At 66.7% G+C, this 16,178-nt stretch carries 17 protein-coding genes; 8 read left to right on the top strand and 9 right to left on the bottom strand.

Annotated features, from left to right (window positions below; genetic code table 11):
- Positions 1–4: 4 nt before the first annotated feature.
- The 5 genes from metX to CCZ28_RS19890 all read left to right on the top strand — a co-directional run bounded on the left by metX (position 5) and on the right by CCZ28_RS19890 (position 3,926).
- Positions 5–1,144, top strand: a complete 1,140-nt coding sequence (gene metX, locus CCZ28_RS19910; RefSeq protein ID WP_140220530.1) for a homoserine O-succinyltransferase MetX — start codon at positions 5–7, stop codon at positions 1,142–1,144.
- 5 nt (positions 1,145–1,149) lie between these two features.
- Positions 1,150–1,770, top strand: coding sequence for a methionine biosynthesis protein MetW (gene metW / locus CCZ28_RS19905; protein ID WP_140220529.1), 621 nt, complete (start codon positions 1,150–1,152; stop codon positions 1,768–1,770).
- A gap of 73 nt (positions 1,771–1,843) precedes the next feature.
- Entirely contained in the window at positions 1,844–2,437 is a 594-nt protein-coding gene (gene rdgB, locus CCZ28_RS19900) for an RdgB/HAM1 family non-canonical purine NTP pyrophosphatase (RefSeq protein WP_140220528.1), read from the top strand.
- On the top strand, positions 2,434–3,585 hold the full coding sequence (gene hemW, locus CCZ28_RS19895; RefSeq protein ID WP_140220527.1) for a radical SAM family heme chaperone HemW: 1,152 nt from the start codon (positions 2,434–2,436) through the stop codon (positions 3,583–3,585). Before rdgB ends, hemW begins: the two co-directional genes overlap by 4 nt.
- Before the next feature lie 14 nt (positions 3,586–3,599).
- A complete protein-coding gene (locus CCZ28_RS19890; protein ID WP_059229783.1) occupies positions 3,600–3,926 on the top strand; it encodes a DUF3392 family protein in 327 nt (108 codons plus the stop codon).
- Here the strand turns inward: CCZ28_RS19890 and CCZ28_RS19885 are convergent.
- The 5 genes from CCZ28_RS19885 to CCZ28_RS19865 all read right to left on the bottom strand — a co-directional run bounded on the left by CCZ28_RS19885 (position 3,923) and on the right by CCZ28_RS19865 (position 8,061).
- Positions 3,923–5,647 (bottom strand): putative bifunctional diguanylate cyclase/phosphodiesterase, encoded by a 1,725-nt coding sequence (locus tag CCZ28_RS19885; RefSeq protein WP_205894604.1) that lies wholly within the window; start codon positions 5,645–5,647, stop codon positions 3,923–3,925. The genes CCZ28_RS19890 and CCZ28_RS19885 overlap by 4 nt on opposite strands.
- 162 nt (positions 5,648–5,809) lie before the next feature.
- Complete coding sequence (trmB, locus tag CCZ28_RS19880; protein WP_240795310.1) at positions 5,810–6,481, bottom strand: tRNA (guanosine(46)-N7)-methyltransferase TrmB; 672 nt, start codon at positions 6,479–6,481, stop codon at positions 5,810–5,812.
- A gap of 106 nt (positions 6,482–6,587) precedes the next feature.
- Positions 6,588–7,370 (bottom strand): thiazole synthase, encoded by a 783-nt coding sequence (locus CCZ28_RS19875; RefSeq protein WP_140220525.1) that lies wholly within the window; start codon positions 7,368–7,370, stop codon positions 6,588–6,590.
- A 19-nt stretch (positions 7,371–7,389) separates the two neighbouring features.
- Complete coding sequence (gene thiS, locus CCZ28_RS19870; RefSeq protein WP_140220524.1) at positions 7,390–7,590, bottom strand: sulfur carrier protein ThiS; 201 nt, start codon at positions 7,588–7,590, stop codon at positions 7,390–7,392.
- A gap of 93 nt (positions 7,591–7,683) precedes the next feature.
- Positions 7,684–8,061, bottom strand: coding sequence for a DUF423 domain-containing protein (locus CCZ28_RS19865; RefSeq protein ID WP_140220523.1), 378 nt, complete (start codon positions 8,059–8,061; stop codon positions 7,684–7,686).
- A gap of 68 nt (positions 8,062–8,129) precedes the next feature.
- Here CCZ28_RS19865 and mtgA point away from each other — a divergent pair, with 68 nt between their 5' ends.
- Positions 8,130–8,831, top strand: coding sequence for a monofunctional biosynthetic peptidoglycan transglycosylase (mtgA, locus tag CCZ28_RS19860; RefSeq protein WP_140220522.1), 702 nt, complete (start codon positions 8,130–8,132; stop codon positions 8,829–8,831).
- Positions 8,832–9,085: 254 nt separating this feature from the next.
- Here mtgA and rpoH read toward each other — a convergent pair whose 3' ends face one another.
- From rpoH to ftsY, 4 genes are all read right to left on the bottom strand, one after another.
- Entirely contained in the window at positions 9,086–9,940 is an 855-nt protein-coding gene (gene rpoH, locus CCZ28_RS19855) for an RNA polymerase sigma factor RpoH (protein ID WP_058762946.1), read from the bottom strand.
- A 161-nt stretch (positions 9,941–10,101) separates the two neighbouring features.
- Positions 10,102–11,112: a permease-like cell division protein FtsX gene (ftsX, locus tag CCZ28_RS19850; protein ID WP_140220521.1), complete on the bottom strand. Its 1,011-nt coding sequence runs from the start codon at positions 11,110–11,112 to the stop codon at positions 10,102–10,104.
- Positions 11,109–11,783, bottom strand: coding sequence for a cell division ATP-binding protein FtsE (ftsE, locus tag CCZ28_RS19845; protein ID WP_058762944.1), 675 nt, complete (start codon positions 11,781–11,783; stop codon positions 11,109–11,111). Before ftsE ends, ftsX begins: the two co-directional genes overlap by 4 nt.
- Positions 11,780–13,177 (bottom strand): signal recognition particle-docking protein FtsY, encoded by a 1,398-nt coding sequence (gene ftsY / locus CCZ28_RS19840; RefSeq protein ID WP_140220520.1) that lies wholly within the window; start codon positions 13,175–13,177, stop codon positions 11,780–11,782. The genes ftsE and ftsY overlap by 4 nt, the downstream gene beginning before the upstream one ends.
- A gap of 202 nt (positions 13,178–13,379) precedes the next feature.
- Here ftsY and CCZ28_RS19835 point away from each other — a divergent pair, with 202 nt between their 5' ends.
- Positions 13,380–14,741, top strand: a complete 1,362-nt coding sequence (locus CCZ28_RS19835; protein WP_140220519.1) for a M16 family metallopeptidase — start codon at positions 13,380–13,382, stop codon at positions 14,739–14,741.
- The gene (locus CCZ28_RS19830) at positions 14,738–16,177 is read left to right on the top strand and encodes a M16 family metallopeptidase (RefSeq protein WP_140220518.1); all 1,440 of its coding nucleotides are present in this window, start codon (positions 14,738–14,740) and stop codon (positions 16,175–16,177) included. Before CCZ28_RS19835 ends, CCZ28_RS19830 begins: the two co-directional genes overlap by 4 nt.
- Position 16,178 lies beyond the last annotated feature (1 nt).

Genomic DNA, 16,178 nt, shown 5'->3' with positions numbered 1-16,178 from the left:
GTCAATGCCCAGCGTCATCCCCGAAGATTCCGTCGGCCTGGTCACCCCCGAGCTGCTGCATTTCAGCGAGCCCCTGCCCCTGGCCTGTGGTCGCACCCTGCCGGCCTACGACCTCATGGTCGAGACCTATGGCGAACTCAACGCCAGCCGCAGCAACGCGGTGCTGATCTGCCACGCGCTTTCCGGCCATCACCACGCGGCGGGCTACCACAGTCTCGAAGATCGCAAACCGGGTTGGTGGGACAGTTGCATCGGCCCGGGCAAGCCCATCGATACCCGCAAATTCTTCGTCGTCGCCCTCAACAACCTGGGCGGCTGCAATGGCTCCACCGGACCGAGCAGTCCCAATCCCGCGACCGGCCGCCCCTATGGCGCCGACTTCCCGGTACTCACCGTGGAAGACTGGGTGCACAGCCAGGCGCGCCTGGCTGACCGCCTCGGCATCGCGCAGTGGGCGGCGGTGATCGGCGGTAGCCTGGGCGGCATGCAGGCGCTGCAATGGGCCATCAGCTACCCCGAGCGCATCCGCCACTGCCTGGCCATCGCCTCGGCGCCCAAGCTGTCGGCGGAAAACATCGCCTTCAACGAGGTGGCGCGCCAGGCCATCCTCTCGGACCCGGATTTTCATGCCGGCCACTTCCAGGAAAAGGGCGTGATCCCCAAGCGCGGCCTGATGCTGGCGCGCATGGTCGGGCACATCACCTACCTCTCCGACGAGGCCATGGGCGAGAAATTCGGTCGCGAACTCAAGACCGACCAGCTCAACTATGACTTCCACAGCGTCGAATTCCAGGTGGAGAGCTACCTGCGCTACCAGGGCGAGGAATTCTCCGGCCGCTTCGACGCCAATACCTATCTGCTGATGACCAAGGCGCTGGACTACTTCGATCCGGCCCACGCCCATGGCGGCAACCTGGCCAAGACCCTGTCCGGGGTGCAGGCGCGCTTCCTGATCGTCTCCTTCACCACCGACTGGCGCTTCTCGCCGGCGCGCTCCAAGGAGATCGTCAACGCCCTGATGGCCGCGCGCAAGGACGTCAGCTACCTGGAGGTGGACGCGCCCCAGGGCCATGACGCCTTCCTCATCCCCATCCCGCGCTATCTGCAGGCCTTCTCCCACTACATGACCCGTATCGAGGTATAGCTGCCGTGCGCGCCGATCTGGACATCATTCAGGAATGGATCCCCGCCGGCAGCCGGGTGCTCGACCTCGGTTGCGGCACCGGCGAGTTGCTCGCCTGGCTGCGCGACCACAAGCAGGTCACCGGTTACGGCCTGGAGATCGACCCGGACAAGATCGCCGAATGCCTGCTCAAGGACGTCAATGTCATCGAGCAGGATCTCGACGGTGGCCTGGCCAACTTCGCCAGCGACAGCTTCGACGTGGTGGTCATGACCCAGTCGCTGCAGGCCCTGCAATACCCCGACCGCATCCTCCAGGAGATGCTGCGGGTCGGTCGCCAGTGCATCATCACCTTCCCCAACTTCGGCCACTGGCGCTGCCGGCTGTACCTGGGCACCAAGGGCCGCATGCCGGTCTCGGACTTCCTGCCCTACACCTGGTACAACACGCCGAACATCCACTTCTGCACCTTCGAGGACTTCGAGCGCCTCTGCCGCGAGCAGCGCGCCCAGGTGCTGGATCGCCTCGCCGTGGACCGTCAGCACCGCCACGGCTGGGCCAGCAAGCTGTGGCCCAACCTGCTCGGCGAGATCGGCATCTACCGGGTCAGCGCGCCGCGCCTGCAGGAGCATCGCGTCGCCGTGTGACCGGCGGCGCGGCCAGCGTAGCCCCGGCTTCGCGTACAATACGCCGCCCTTCATCACGCGACGCGGTGTCCTCATGTCCGACCTTACCGAACTGGTCCTCGCCAGCCACAACGCCGGCAAGCTCAAGGAACTCCAGGCCATGCTCGGCGGCCAGGTGCGGGTGCGCTCAGTGGGCGAGTTCAGCCAGGTGGAGCCCGAGGAAACCGGCCTGTCCTTCGTCGAGAACGCCATCCTCAAGGCACGCAACGCCGCGCGTCTGTCCGGCCTGCCGGCCCTGGCCGACGATTCGGGGCTGGCAGTGGACGCCCTCGGCGGCGCCCCCGGCATCTATTCCGCGCGCTACGCCGATGGCCAGGGCGATGCGGCCAACAACGCCAAGTTACTCGACGCCCTGCGCGACGTCCCCGACGCCGAACGCACCGGCCAGTTCGTCTGCGTGCTGGCGCTGGTACGTCACGCCGACGATCCGCTGCCGATCCTCTGCGAAGGCCTCTGGCCCGGGCGCATCCTGCATGCCGCCCAGGGCGAGCATGGCTTTGGCTACGATCCGCTGTTCCAGCCCGACGGCGAGGCGGTCTCCGCGGCCGAACTGGCGCCCGCGGAAAAGAACCAGCGCAGCCATCGCGCCCGCGCCATGGCCCAGCTCAAGCAACGGCTCGGCCTGTGACGCACGCCTTCGCCCTACCGCCGCTGGCGCTCTATATCCATATCCCCTGGTGCGTGCGCAAGTGCCCCTATTGCGACTTCAACTCCCACGCCGCCGGCCCGAACCTGCCGGAAGTGGAGTATGTCGACGCCTTGCTGGCCGACCTCGATAACGACCTGGTCCACGTCCATGGCCGGACGCTGACCTCGATCTTCTTCGGTGGCGGCACCCCCAGCCTGTTCTCGGCCACGGCCCTGGGTCGGCTGCTGGAAGGCGTGGCCAGGCGCCTGGACTTCGCGCCCGATATCGAGATCACCCTGGAAGCCAATCCGGGTACCTTCGAGCAGGCCAAGTTCGTCGCCTATCGCGGGCTTGGCATCAATCGGCTGTCCATCGGTATCCAGAGTTTCCAGGACGAAAAACTCAAGGCGCTGGGGCGCATCCATGGGCGTGAAGAAGCCATCCGCGCCGCCGACCGGGCGCGCGCCGCCGGCTTCGACAACTTCAACCTGGACCTCATGCACGGCCTGCCGGAGCAGAGCCTGGCCGATGCCCTGGGCGATCTGGAGCAAGCCATCGCCCTGGCGCCGACGCACCTGTCCTGGTACCAGTTGACCATGGAACCCAATACGGTGTTCTGGAGCCAGCCACCGGAACTGCCCGAGGACGAGGTGCTCTGGGACATCCAGGAAGCTGGTCAGGCCCGTCTGGCCGCCGCCGGCTATCGGCAGTACGAAACCTCCGCCTACGCCCAGCCCGGGCGCCAGGCGCGGCACAATCTCAACTACTGGAGCTTCGGTGACTTCCTCGGCATCGGCGCCGGTGCCCACGCCAAGCTCAGCGCGCCGGACGGCCGCCTGCTGCGCAGCTGGAAGACCCGCCTACCCAAGGATTACCTCGACCCGGCCAAACCCTTCCAGGCCGGCGAGAAGCGGTTGGAAGCGGCCGACCTGCCTTTCGAGTTCATGATGAACGCCTTGCGCCTGGTGGACGGGGTACCGGCCGCCTGGTATCCGCAGCGGACCGGTCAATCGCTGGACGAACTGGCGCCCGCCCTGGCCGCGGCGCGGAGCGACGGCCTGCTGGCGGACGACCCGGAGCGCCTGCGGCCCACCGCCCGCGGCCAGCTGTTCCTGAACGACCTCTTGCAATCCTTTCTGCCTGACTGACGAGGAGCTCTGCCTTGGACTTCGTGCTCAACCATATCGCCGACCTCTCCCGCTGGAGCCGCAGCCATCTCGACGAAGTGGCCCTGGCGGTCACCGCCACCCTGCTGGTGCTGTTCGGCAGCCAGGTCAACGCCTTCATCCAGGCGCGCCTCGGCAGCCTGCCCACCGCCATCCGGGTACCGGCCTTCGCCCTGGCGTGCCTGGCGATCTACGGCGCCGCCATGACCTTCCTCACGCCCTGGGTAGTGAAGGGCCTGGCGCAGTTCAACAACTACGCCCTGGCGCCGGTCTTGCTGATCGGTGTTTGCCTGCTGGGTGTCCTGGCCGAACGTCGCAGCTAGAGCGGCGCGTAGTCCACAACGCCGGCCAGCAGCAACAGGCTCTCCAGCGATTGCGGCCGACCGAGCAGGAAGCCCTGAAAGGTATCCACCCCCAGGCTCTTGAGCAGTTCGAATTGCGCCTGGGTTTCCACGCCCTCGGCGACGATCTGCATGTTCAGCGCCCGGCACAGACTGACAATCCCTGCCAACAGTTGCCGTGAGCGGGCGTCGCGGTCCACCGACAGCAGGAAGCTGCGGTCGATCTTGATGGTGTCGAAGGACAGGCGATGCAGATAGCTCAGGGACGAATAACCGGTGCCGAAGTCGTCCATGGCCACCCGGAACCCCTGGTCACGCAGGCGGCCCAGGCGCCGCTCCGGCGCGCCGCGCTGCAGGAACACCGATTCGGTCACCTCCAGCTCCAGCGCCCACGGCCGCACGCCGAATTCGGCGCAGGCACGCTCCAGCACCAGGCCCAGCTCATCATCCGCCACCTGGCGCGCGGAAATGTTCACCGCCACCGGGATGCTCACCCCCGCCTGCTGCAGGTCGCGGGCATAGGCCGCCGCGCGCCGGATCGCCAGGCGGCCCAGGGCCGAGGCCATGCCGTTCTGCTCGGCCAGGGCGACGAAGACGCTGGGCAGTACCGCTCCCACATTGGGGCATTCCCAGCGCGCCAGCAGTTCGGCACTGACCAGGCGGCGCTCGGCATCGAACTTGGGTTGCAGGACGAACTTGATGTCTTCCGCCTCGATGGCGGCATGCAGGTGGGCCAGCAGGGTGACCTTGCGCAGCGCCTCGGCGGTGAATTCTGGGTCGTAGAAGCGCGCTCGGCTCTTGCCGGCGCTCTTGGCCGCGTACATGGCGGCATCGGCATTGCTGAGCAGGGTCTCGGCGTTCTGGCCATCCTCGGGGGTCAGGCTCAGACCGATGCTGGCGGATACCCGGATATCGTGCTCGGCAATACGTCGCGGCCGGCCGATCACCTGCAACAGGCGCTCGGCAATCTGGCGGGCCTGGCTGCGACTGTCCACCACGATGGCGGCGACGAACTCATCGCCACCCCAACGCGCCAGGAGTTCGCCCTCGCCCAGGCTGTCCTGCAGGGACGCGGCCAGGACTCTGAGCAGTTCATCGCCCGCCTCATGGCCCAGGGAGTCATTGACCTCCTTGAAACCATCGACATCGATGAAGAGTACGGCCAGGTTGCGCCCCGTGGCGAGGTCCCGCAGGCAGTCCTCGAAGCGGCGATAGAAACCGGAGCGGTTGGGTAGCTGGGTCAGGCCGTCGCTCAGCGCCAGGCGCTCCAGCGCCTGTTCGGCACGCTTGCGATCGGTGATGTCACGCAGGCTGGCGATGACGTAGCCCTCGGCGCCACCTTCGCCAGCGAAACGGCTGAGGCTGATCTCCATCGGCGTCACGCGCTTGGCCGAAACGTGGAAACTGGCCTCGGACAAGGCATAGCCGTGGCGCTCGAAGGCCTGGATCGCCGCCTCCGGCAGCTTGATATAATGCGACAGGTATTGGCCGGAAACGCTCTTGCCAGCGCTCAGCATCAATTTGCACAGCGCCTCGTTGGCCTCGATGATCTGGCCATTCTCGCTCAACACGGCCATGGCATCACGGCACAGGGCGAAAGCCGAGGCCATCAGGTCCAGCGAGCGCTCGGTACGCTGGCGAGCGCTACGCTCGGCTTCCAGCTGACGGAGGGCGTCCAGCTCGCTGTCCGCGCCCAGAGTCACTGAGCGGTACCTGGCGAACGGCGCCCTGGTTCACTGTGGTGGTCGGCAGACATGGTGCTCGTCCCTACGTACGTACCCCGATGGTGAGGGTCCATCACGGCAAACTGCCATCATGCCAATAGGCTATTTACAGCTCAACCACTGCTCATCCGCGACGCGCGGTCAGTCCAGCCGCTCGAATTTCAAATCCCAGACGCCATGCCCCAGGCGCTCGCCACGCCGCTCGAACTTGGTGATGGGGCGCTCTTCGGGGCGGGGTACGTAGCCCGAAGCGTCGCCCAGATTACGGTAACCGGGCGCGGCGCTCATGATCTCGAGCATGTGTTCGGCATAGGCCTGCCAATCGGTGGCCATGTGCAGCACGCCGCCGACCTTGAGCTTCTGCCGGACCAGTTCGGCGAAGGCCGGCTGCACGATCCGCCGCTTGTGGTGGCGGCTCTTGTGCCAGGGATCGGGGAAGAACAGCAACACCCGGTCCAGACTGGCGTCGGCAACGCTGTGGCGCAGTACTTCCAGGGCATCGCAGCTGTAGACCCGCAGGTTGGTCAGCCCCTGGGTCATGGCGCCGTTGAGCAGTGCCCCCACGCCAGGACGATGCACCTCGACACCGATGAAATCCTGCTCCGGCGCGGCGGCAGCCATTTCCAGGGTGGAATGGCCCATGCCGAAACCGATCTCGAAGGTGCGCGGCGCCTGGCGTCCGAATACCTGGTCGAAATCCCGGGGGCCGTCGGACAATTCCAGACCGAAGCGCGGCCAGCCTTGGTCGAGACCGCGTTGCTGGCCCTCGGTCATGCGGCCGGCCCGCATCACGAAGCTCTTGATGGTGCGCAGGGGGCGGTCGGGAGTCTGGTCGTCTTGATGATCGGTCATGGTGTTATCGATAGTGAGAAAAAGAGACGCCCGGCAAAGCCGGGCGCGTGATAGAGGGCGCCAGGTCTTAGTTGACCAGGCCGTCCAGCGGCGAGGAGGCCGTGGCATAGAGCTTGCGCGGCATGCGGCCGGCCAGATAGGCCAGGCGGCCGGCGACGATGGCGTGCTTCATGGCCTCGGCCATCAACACCGGCTCGCGGGCATGGGCGATGGCGCTGTTCATCAGCACTGCCTCGCAACCCAGCTCCATGGCGATGGTGGCGTCCGACGCGGTGCCCACGCCGGCATCCACCAGCACCGGCACCTTGGCCTCTTCGAGGATGATGCGCAGGTTGTAGGGGTTGCAGATGCCCAGGCCCGAGCCGATCAGGCCGGCCAGCGGCATCACGGCGATGCAGCCGATGGCTTCCAGCTGGCGTGCGACGATGGGGTCGTCGCTGGTGTAGACCATGACGTCGAAGCCGTCGGCCACCAGGGTCTCGGCCGCCTTGAGGGTCTCGATGACATTGGGGAACAGGGTCTTCTGGTCGGCCAGGACTTCCAGCTTGACCAGGTTGTGACCGTCGAGCAGCTCGCGGGCCAGACGGCAGGTACGTACCGCCTCCACGGCGTCATAGCAGCCGGCGGTATTGGGCAGGATGGTGTAGCGCTCGGGCGAGATCACGTCGAGCAGATTGGGCTCGCCGGGATTCTGGCCGAGGTTGGTACGGCGCACCGCCACGGTGACGATCTCGGCACCCGAGGCCTCGATGGCCACGCGGGTCTCTTCGAGATCACGATACTTGCCGGTGCCGACCAGCAGGCGCGACTCATAGGTGCGCCCGGCCAGGGTAAAGGGAGTGTCTTTCATCTGGATTCCTCTTTCGCGGCTAGCCGCCGCCAATGGCGTGGACCACTTCCAGCCGGTCGCCGTCCGCCAGGGCGGTGGTGGCGTGCTGGCTGCGCGGCACGATGTCGAGGTTGCGCTCCACCGCTACCCGCCGCCCGGTCAATTCGAGACGCACGAGCAGGTCGGCGACGGTGGTACCGTCCGGCAACTCAAGGGATTCGCCGTTCAACAGGATCTGCATGGAAAAAGCATCGTCGCGGGGTGAGCCGGCATTCTACGCCGGTCGGCCGTGCATTGCAGCGGCGACCAAGCGCAGACGACGGCCTGTCACCGCTCAGAGACTATTGAGTCTCCAGGCGAGCAAGGCCAGGCAGGCCCAGCCCAGCAGGAAGCACAGTCCACCGAAGGGCGTGACGATGCCCAGCCGAGACACTCCCGTGAGCGTCAGCAGATAGAGACTGCCGGAAAACAACAGGATGCCGGCGATGAAGAAGCCCCCTGCCCAGGCCACCAGGCGCCCCTGGAAATGCAGTGACAACAGGGCGACGCCGAACAGCGCCAGGGCGTGAATGAGCTGATAGAGCACACCGGTCTGGAAGACGGCCAGATACTCGGCGGACAGACGCTCCTTTAGACCATGGGCGGCGAAGGCCCCCAGGCCGACACCGGTGAAACTGGCCAGAGCGGCGAACAGCAGGAAGAGACGCAACATGGGTTTTCCCGGGCGATGGAAGGCAAGCGTTGGTTATAATGGCCCGCTAATCGCCAAAGACCAAGCCGATGCTGCGTACCCTCCTCCGCCGTCTCCTGCGTGTTGCCCTCTGGTTCGCCGCCCTCAGCGCCGCCGTGGTGCTGGTCCTGCGCTGGGTGCCGCCGCCGGGCAGCATGCTGATGGTGGAACGCAAGATCGAATCCTGGATCGATGGCAAGCCCATCGACCTGCAGCGCGACTGGCGCCCCTGGAAGGAGTTACCGGACGATCTGAAGATGGCGGTCATCGCCGGCGAAGACCAGCATTTCGCCGAGCACTGGGGTTTCGACTTCACCGCGATCCGCCAGGCCTTCGACCATAACGAGGCGGGCGGTTCCTTGCGCGGCGCCAGCACCATCAGCCAGCAGACCGCCAAGAATCTCTTTCTCTGGAGCGGTCGCAGCTACCTGCGCAAGGCCTTCGAGGCCTGGTTCACCGTGCTGCTGGAAACCTTCTGGTCCAAGCAACGCATCCTCGAGGTCTATCTCAACAGCGTGGAATGGGGCGACGGCGTGTTCGGCGCCGAGGCCGCGGCGCGCCACTATTTCGGCGTGGACGCCGATGCGCTATCGGAACGCCAGGCCAGCCTGCTGGCCGCGGTGCTGCCCAATCCGCGCGAATGGAGCCCGAGCCGCCCCAGCGCCTACGTCGCCGAACGCGCCGCCTGGATCCGCCAGCAGGAACGCCAGCTGGGCGGCAGCGAGTATTTGCGGCGGATGACCGGGCAGTAGAGCAAGGCGACGTAGCGTGGAAAACGGCGCAGCCTTTTCCACTGAGCTATTCGGCCCAACACGACCCTCGCGATCTGAAGCACTCACGCGTGGAAAACGCTGGGCGGTTTTCCACCCTACCGGGTTGGGTCTTTCCCAGATTATCGCAGCCATGGCCGCGCTAGCCTGAAACCTGCGCCCTGGACCACAGCACACGAACTTGCGGACATAAAAAAACCGCGCCCTAAGGCGCGGCTTCTCGATCAACGTCTGGATCAGGCAGCGATGTTGCCCTTGAGCTTGTTCATCGCGTTCTTTTCCAGCTGGCGGATACGCTCCGCCGAGACGTTGTACTTGGCCGCCAGCTCGTGCAGCGTGGCCTTTTCCTCGGCCAGCCAGCGCTGGTAGAGGATGTCACGGCTGCGGTCGTCCAGACGCTCCAGGGCCTCGTGCAGATTGGCCGTGGAACTGTCGCTCCAGTCGGCTTCTTCCAACTGGCGGGCCGGATCATAGCGGCTGTCTTCCAGGTACTGGGCCGGCGACTGGTAGGCGGTATCGTCATCGGCATCGCTGGCCGGATCGAAGGCCATGTCCTGACCGGTCAGGCGGCTTTCCATCTCGCGCACTTCCCGTGGCTCGACGCCCAGGGTTTCGGCTACGCGATGGACTTCGTCGTTGTTCAGCCAGGCCAGCCGCTTCTTCTGGCTGCGCAGGTTGAAGAACAGCTTGCGCTGGGCCTTGGTGGTGGCCACCTTGACGATGCGCCAGTTGCGCAGGATGAATTCATGGATCTCGGCCTTGATCCAATGCACGGCAAAGGACACCAGGCGCACGCCCATCTCGGGGTTGAAGCGCTTCACGGCCTTCATCAGGCCGACGTTGCCTTCTTGGATCAGATCGGCCTGGGCCAGGCCATAGCCGGAATAACTCTTGGCGATATGCACCACGAAACGCAGGTGCGCGAGTACCAACTGCCGGGCGGCCTCGACGTCTTCCTTGTAGAAGAGGCGCTCAGCCAGTTCACGCTCCCGCTCCGGAGTGAGCAGCGGAATGCTGTTCACCGAGTGCACATAGGCTTCCAGGCTGGCGCCGGGAACCAATGTAGGAACAGGTTGCAACGAAGTGGTCATGCGAATCCTCCGATTCACTAAGCACTGGGCAGTCTAACACTGATTTTTTGGACAGCGCTAGACTAGCCGAGGTTCCCTTAACCCCAGCTGAAAATGCCCGCGAAAGGCTTGTTTCATCAGGGGTTTAGACCGTTTCCAAAGGTGTCGGAAACGGCCGTTCGTCAGCGCGGGGCGAGTTCGCGCAAATGGCGGGCGACCGCCAGCCAGGCGCCGATGTAACCGAGCAGCACAGCGCCGATCAGCAGTTGTAGACCGTCTTCCACAGCGACGCTGCCCAGGGCGAAATCACTGCCGTAGAGACCGGCCAGGTCGATCACCGCCGCGTTGAGCCAGTTCAGGCCGAAGACCAGCAGTGCCCAGGCGGCGATGCCGGCGCCCAGGCCGAACAGCGCACCCATGTAGAGGAAGGGACGGCGCACGTAGCCATCGGTGCCACCCACCAGCTTGACCACCTCGATCTCGGTACGGCGGTTCTCGATGGCCAGGCGGATGGTGTTGCCAATCACCAGCAGCAGGGCGATCACCAGCACCACGGTCAGGCCGAAGACGAACCGCTCGCCCAGCTTGAGGATGGCGGTGAGGCGCTCGACCCATTGCATGTCCAGCTGTACCTGCTGCACGCCGTTCATCTCGGCCAGTTGGCTGCGCAGCATGTCGAGGCGACTCTTGTCGATTTCCTTGGGCGTCACGGCGATGACCCCGGGCAGCGGATTTTGCGGCAATTCGCGCAGCGCCTCGCCGATACCGGCGTCTTGCTGCAATTCCTTCAGGGCATCGTCCGGACTGATCCAGCGCGCCTCGGCCACATCCGGCAGCACCTTGATCTGGCTCATCAGCACCTCGGCCTGGTCCTGGCCGGTGCGCAGGTCGAGGAATACCGAGATCTGCGCCGCGCGCTGCCAGGAGCCGCCAAGGCGCTCGACGTTCTTCAGCAGCAGCGACACCCCCATGGGCAGGGCCAGGGCGATGCCCATCACCAGGCAGGTGAGGAAGGTGCCTATGGGTTGCTGCACCATGCGTCTGAGGCTGTCCCTCAGGCCGGTACGGTGGGCTTCGAGGTAGGCGTGCAGCGGACCGCGCCAGTCGCTCTTGGGTTTCTTCGGGGCCTGGCGTTGCGGACGCTGGGGCTTGCCGCCCTGCTCCTGGCCGCGCGGGAGTTCGTTGGCACTCATGGCTGGCTCTCCTCTTCGTCGCCGATCAGGCGGCCGCGCTGCAGGGTGAGCATGCGATGGCGCAGCCGGGCGATGAGGGCATGGTCGTGGCTGGCGATCAGCACCGTGGTGCCGAGGCTGTTGATGTCTTCGAAGACACCCATGATTTCCGAGGCCAGCCGGGGATCGAGGTTACCGGTGGGTTCGTCGGCCAGCAGCAGGGCCGGACGATGCACCACGGCGCGGGCGATACCAACCCGCTGCTGCTGGCCGGTGGAGAGCTCGGCCGGGTAGTCGTCGAGCTTGTCCTTGAGGCTGACGCGCTCCAGCGCCGCAGCCACCCGCTTGGCGATCTCGGGTTTGGACAGGCCGAGGATCTGCAGCGGCAGGGCGACGTTGTCGAACACGGTGCGGTCGTACAGCAGTTGGTGGTTCTGGAAGACCACGCCGATCTGCCGGCGCAGGAAGGGAATCTGCGCATTGGTGATGCGCGAGATGTCCTGGCCGGCCAGGGTCAGCTTGCCGCCGGTGGGCCTTTCCATGGCCAGGATCAGCCGCATCAGGGTGCTCTTGCCGGCACCGGAGTGGCCGGTGACGAAGAGGATCTCGCCGCGTTCGGCACGGAAGCTCAGTTCCTGCAGGCCGACGTGACCGTTGGGATAGCGCTTGGAGACGCGGTCGAACTGGATCATGAGACACCACGCTCCGCGAACAAGGCCTGGACGAAGGGCCGCGCCTCGAACGGGCGCAGGTCATCGATGCTTTCGCCGACGCCGACGTAGCGGATCGGCAGGGCGCTCTGCTTGGCCAGGGCGAAGATCACCCCACCCTTGGCGGTGCCGTCGAGCTTGGTCAGGGCCAGGCCGGTCAGGGGCACCGCATTGTGGAACTGCTTGGCCTGGTTGAGGGCGTTCTGGCCGGTGCCGGCGTCCAGGACCAGCAGGGTCTCGTGGGGCGCCGCCTCGTCCAGCTTGCCGATCACCCGGCGCACCTTGCGCAGCTCCTCCATGAGGTTGTCCTTGGTGTGCAGGCGGCCGGCGGTGTCGGCGATCAGCACATCGATACCGCGGGCCTTGGCCGCCTGGACGGCATCGAAGATCACCGAGGCGGAATCGGCGCCGGTGTGCTGGGCGATCACCGGGATACGGTTGCGCTCGCCCCAGACCTGTAGTTGCTCCACGGCAGCGGCGCGGAAGGTGTCACCGGCGGCCAGCATGACCTTCTTGCCTTCGTTCTGCAGCCGCTTGGCCAGCTTGCCAATGGTGGTGGTCTTGCCGGCGCCGTTCACGCCGACCACCAGGATGACATAGGGCTTGTGCGAGGTATCTATCACCAGCGGCTGCTCCACCGGCAGCAGCATCTCGGTGAGTTCCTGTTGCAGCGCCTGGTACAGCGCTTCGCTGTCGGCCAGCTGCTTGCGCGCCACCTTCTGGGTCAGGTTGCGCATGATCACGCCAGTCGCCTCGACCCCGACGTCGGCGGTCAGCAGGCGGGTTTCCAGCTCTTCGAGCAGGTCATCATCGATGGCCTTCTTGCCGAGGAACAGACTGGCCATGCCCTCGCCGAGGCTGGCGCTGGTCTTGGACAGGCCCTGGCGCAGGCGGGCGAAGAAACCCAGCTTGGCCGGCTCGGCCGCAGCGGCGGCGACCGGTTGCGGAGCGGGCTCGGGCGCTGCCACTACTGGCTCCGGACGAACCGGAGCAACGGGCGCAACAGGTGCGACTGGCTCGGGCTCGGGCTCGGGCGCAGGTTGCGGCTCGGGCTCCAGCTCGGGTTCGATCTCGACCGGCGGCACGATGGGATCTATCACCAGTGGCTCGACCAGCGCCGTGAGGGCGACCGGCGACGGCGCCTCTTCCTCGGGCGCCGGTACCGGCGTCAGCGAGGGGATGGCCTCGGGCGGCTCGGGCACCGGCTCCGGATGTCGCACCGGCTCGCTGGCCGTTGGCTCGGGCGTGTGCTCCTCAGGAGCGGCCGCCGGGGCTTCGGTTGGCGTCTCTACGGGTTCGGCGGTCTTCTTGCGGAACCAGCCGAACAGGCCTTTCTTCTCCGTGGCGGGAGACTTCTTGTCGTCGGATCCAAACATGCAGGACTCTGTATCGAACGGACGAGCCAGCTGCGGGAGCTCCGCCAGGCGGCGCTCGACCGTCAGGCATGGCCGTCGGGAAAAGGGATGCGTATCCTAGCAGCCTGCCGGGCGGAAGACCTCCCCGTCGGCGAAAAACGCGCGGCCGTCCCCAGGACGCCACCGCTTCGTCCTCTACCGCGTCCCAAGGCCTGCTCTCGCGATGCCCGCCCCCCGCTCCCTGCGTGCCCCCCTGATCGGCCTGCTCTGTCTGCTCCCCGCCGTAGCCCTGGCCGAGGCCAGCCGGCAGAACACCGAGGAGTTCACCCTCGACAACGGTCTGAAGCTGGTGGTCCGTGAAGATCACCGGGCGCCGGTCGCCGTGGTGCAGCTCTGGTATCGCGTGGGTTCGAGCCAGGAGGCACCGGGTGCCACCGGGCTCTCCCATGCCCTGGAACACCTGATGTTCAAGGGCAGCCGCAAACTCGGCGCCGGCGAGGCCTCGCATCTCTTGCGCGACCTGGGCGCCGAGGAAAACGCCTTCACCACCGACGACTACACCGTCTACTACCAACTGCTCGCCCGCGACCGGCTGCCGGTCGCCCTGGAGCTGGAAGCCGATCGCATGGCCCATCTGCGCCTGGCGCCAGATGAGGTCACCCGCGAACTCGAGGTGATCAAGGAGGAACGCCGGCTGCGCACCGACGATAGGCCGGAGGCGCTGTCCTTCGAACGTTTCAAGGCGGCGGCCTATCCCGCCAGCGGCTATCGCAACCCCACCATCGGCTGGCCCCAGGATCTGCAGCGTCTGAGTGCGGCAGAACTCCAGCGCTGGTACCAGACCTGGTACGCCCCCAACAACGCCACCCTGGTGGTGGTGGGCGATGTCGCGCCCGAGGCAGTCAAGGCCGAGGTGCAGCGCTGGTTCGGCGCCATCCCCCGTAGCGACCTGCCCGCGTCCAAACGGCCGCTGGAGTTGCCCGCACCGGGTGAGCGCCGCTTGGCGCTGCAGGCCCGCGAGGTGCCCAGTCTGTTGATGGGCTTCAACGTACCGGGCCTAGCTACTGCCGCGAACCCCCGCGACGCCTACGCCCTGCAACTGCTCGCCGCCCTGCTCGGTGGTGGCGCGGGGGCGCGCCTGCCCAGTCGTCTCGAACGCGGCCAGGAACTGGCCACCAGCGTCCGCTCCGCCTACGGCGCCTATACCAATGGCGACAGCCTCTTCTTGCTCAGCGGCATTCCCAACGCCCAGCGTGGCAAGACCCTCGAGCAACTGGAGGCGGCCTTCTGGGAGCAACTCGAGCTGCTCAAGCGCGAGGCGCCCAGCGCCGCGGAACTGGCGCGGGTCCGCGCGCTGCTGGTGGCCGGCCTGGTCTACGGCCGCGACTCCATCACCGCCCAGGCCAGCAGCATCGGTCAGTTGGAAAGCATCGACCTCGGCTGGCGCCAGGGCGACCGGCTGCTCGACGAGCTGGGCAAGGTCACCCCGGACGACCTGCGTCGCGTGGCCCGTACCTACTTCACCCGCGAGCGCCTGACCCTGGCCCAGCTGCGGCCAGAACCCGCTGCGGAGGCCAGTCGATGAAGCGCCTGCTCTGTCTATCGCTGTGCCTGCTCGCCGGCTGCCAGTCCACTTCGCCGGTCAATGAGCTGGCCCGCGCCTATCCCGCCGTCGATAGCCTGAAAACACTCAAGGACGCGCCACCCCTGGGCCGCCAGCTGGACATCCAGCGCTGGCGCACCGCCGAGGGTGCCCAGGTGCTGTTCGTGCCGGCGCCGGAATTGCCGATGTTCGACGTGCGCCTGATCTTTGCCGCCGGCAGCAGCCAGGATGGCGCCACCCCGGGCCTGGCGATGCTGACCAACGGCCTGCTCAACGAAGGCACGCCGGGCCGCGATGCCGGCGCCATCGCCGACGGCTTCGAGCGCCTGGGCGCCGATTTCAGCAACGGCGCCTATCGCGACCAGGCGGTGGCGGGGTTACGCACCCTCGCCGATCCGGCGATCAGCGAACCCGCCCTGGCCCTGCTCGCCGACGTCGTCGGCCGGCCCACCTTTCCTGCCGAAGCCATCCAGCGCATCCGCGACCAGTTGCTGACCCTGATCGCCGCCAGCCGGCGCGAACCGGCCAGCCTGGCCGGCGACGCCCTGCAGGAACGGCTGTATGGCCAGCATCCCTATGCCCACTCGCCGCGCGGTACGGCGGCCGGCCTGGCACGCATCGATGCCGCGACCCTCCAGGCCTTCCATGCCCGCGCCTATGCCGCCGGCAATGCCGTGATCGCCATCACCGGCGACCTGGATCGCGCCCGCGCCGAGCGCATCGCCGCCCAGTTGTCCCGCGCTCTGCCGCGCGGCCCAGCCCTGCCGCCATTGCCGGCGCCTACCCCCGCCGCACCGGAGCTCGTGCAACTGGAGGTGCCGGCCCAGCAGACGCGCCTGCTGCTTGGCCAGCTTGGCATTACCCGCAGCGATCCCGACTATGCTGCGCTGTTCGTCGGCAATCAGATCCTTGGTGGCGGCGGCTTCGGCAGTCGCCTGATGACTGAGCTGCGCGAGCGCCGTGGCCTCACCTATGGCGTCAGCTCGGGTTTCACGCCCATGCGCCAACCGGGCCCCTTCACCATCAGCCTGCAGACCCGCGCCGAACTGGGCGACGCCACCCTTGTGCTGGTGCGCGAACTGCTGCGCGACTACCTGGCCCAGGGCCCCACCCAGGCCGAACTGGACCGCGCCAAGCGGCAGATCGAAGGCAGCTTCCCGCTGGCCAACGCCAGCAACGGCGCCATCGTCGCCCAACTGGGCAACATCGGCTTCTACGACCTGCCGAGCAGCTACCTGGACGACTTCCTCCAGCAGGTCCGCAGCCTAACGGTCGACCAGGTTCACAGCGCCCTGCAGCGCCACCTGGACCCGACGACATTCGTCGTGGTCAGCGCCGGCCCGCGGGTCGCCCAGCAGCCGCTGCCGCCACCTCGCCCTCTTTCCACCCTGCCGCCCCGCGGCATTCCGGAGCACTAGC

It is taken from the genome of Pseudomonas oryzihabitans (genome assembly GCF_006384975.1).
Taxonomy (GTDB): domain Bacteria; phylum Pseudomonadota; class Gammaproteobacteria; order Pseudomonadales; family Pseudomonadaceae; genus Chryseomonas; species Chryseomonas psychrotolerans_B.
The sequence above is the reverse complement of the archived record's forward strand: the minus strand, read 5'-3'. Positions and strand labels throughout refer to the sequence as shown.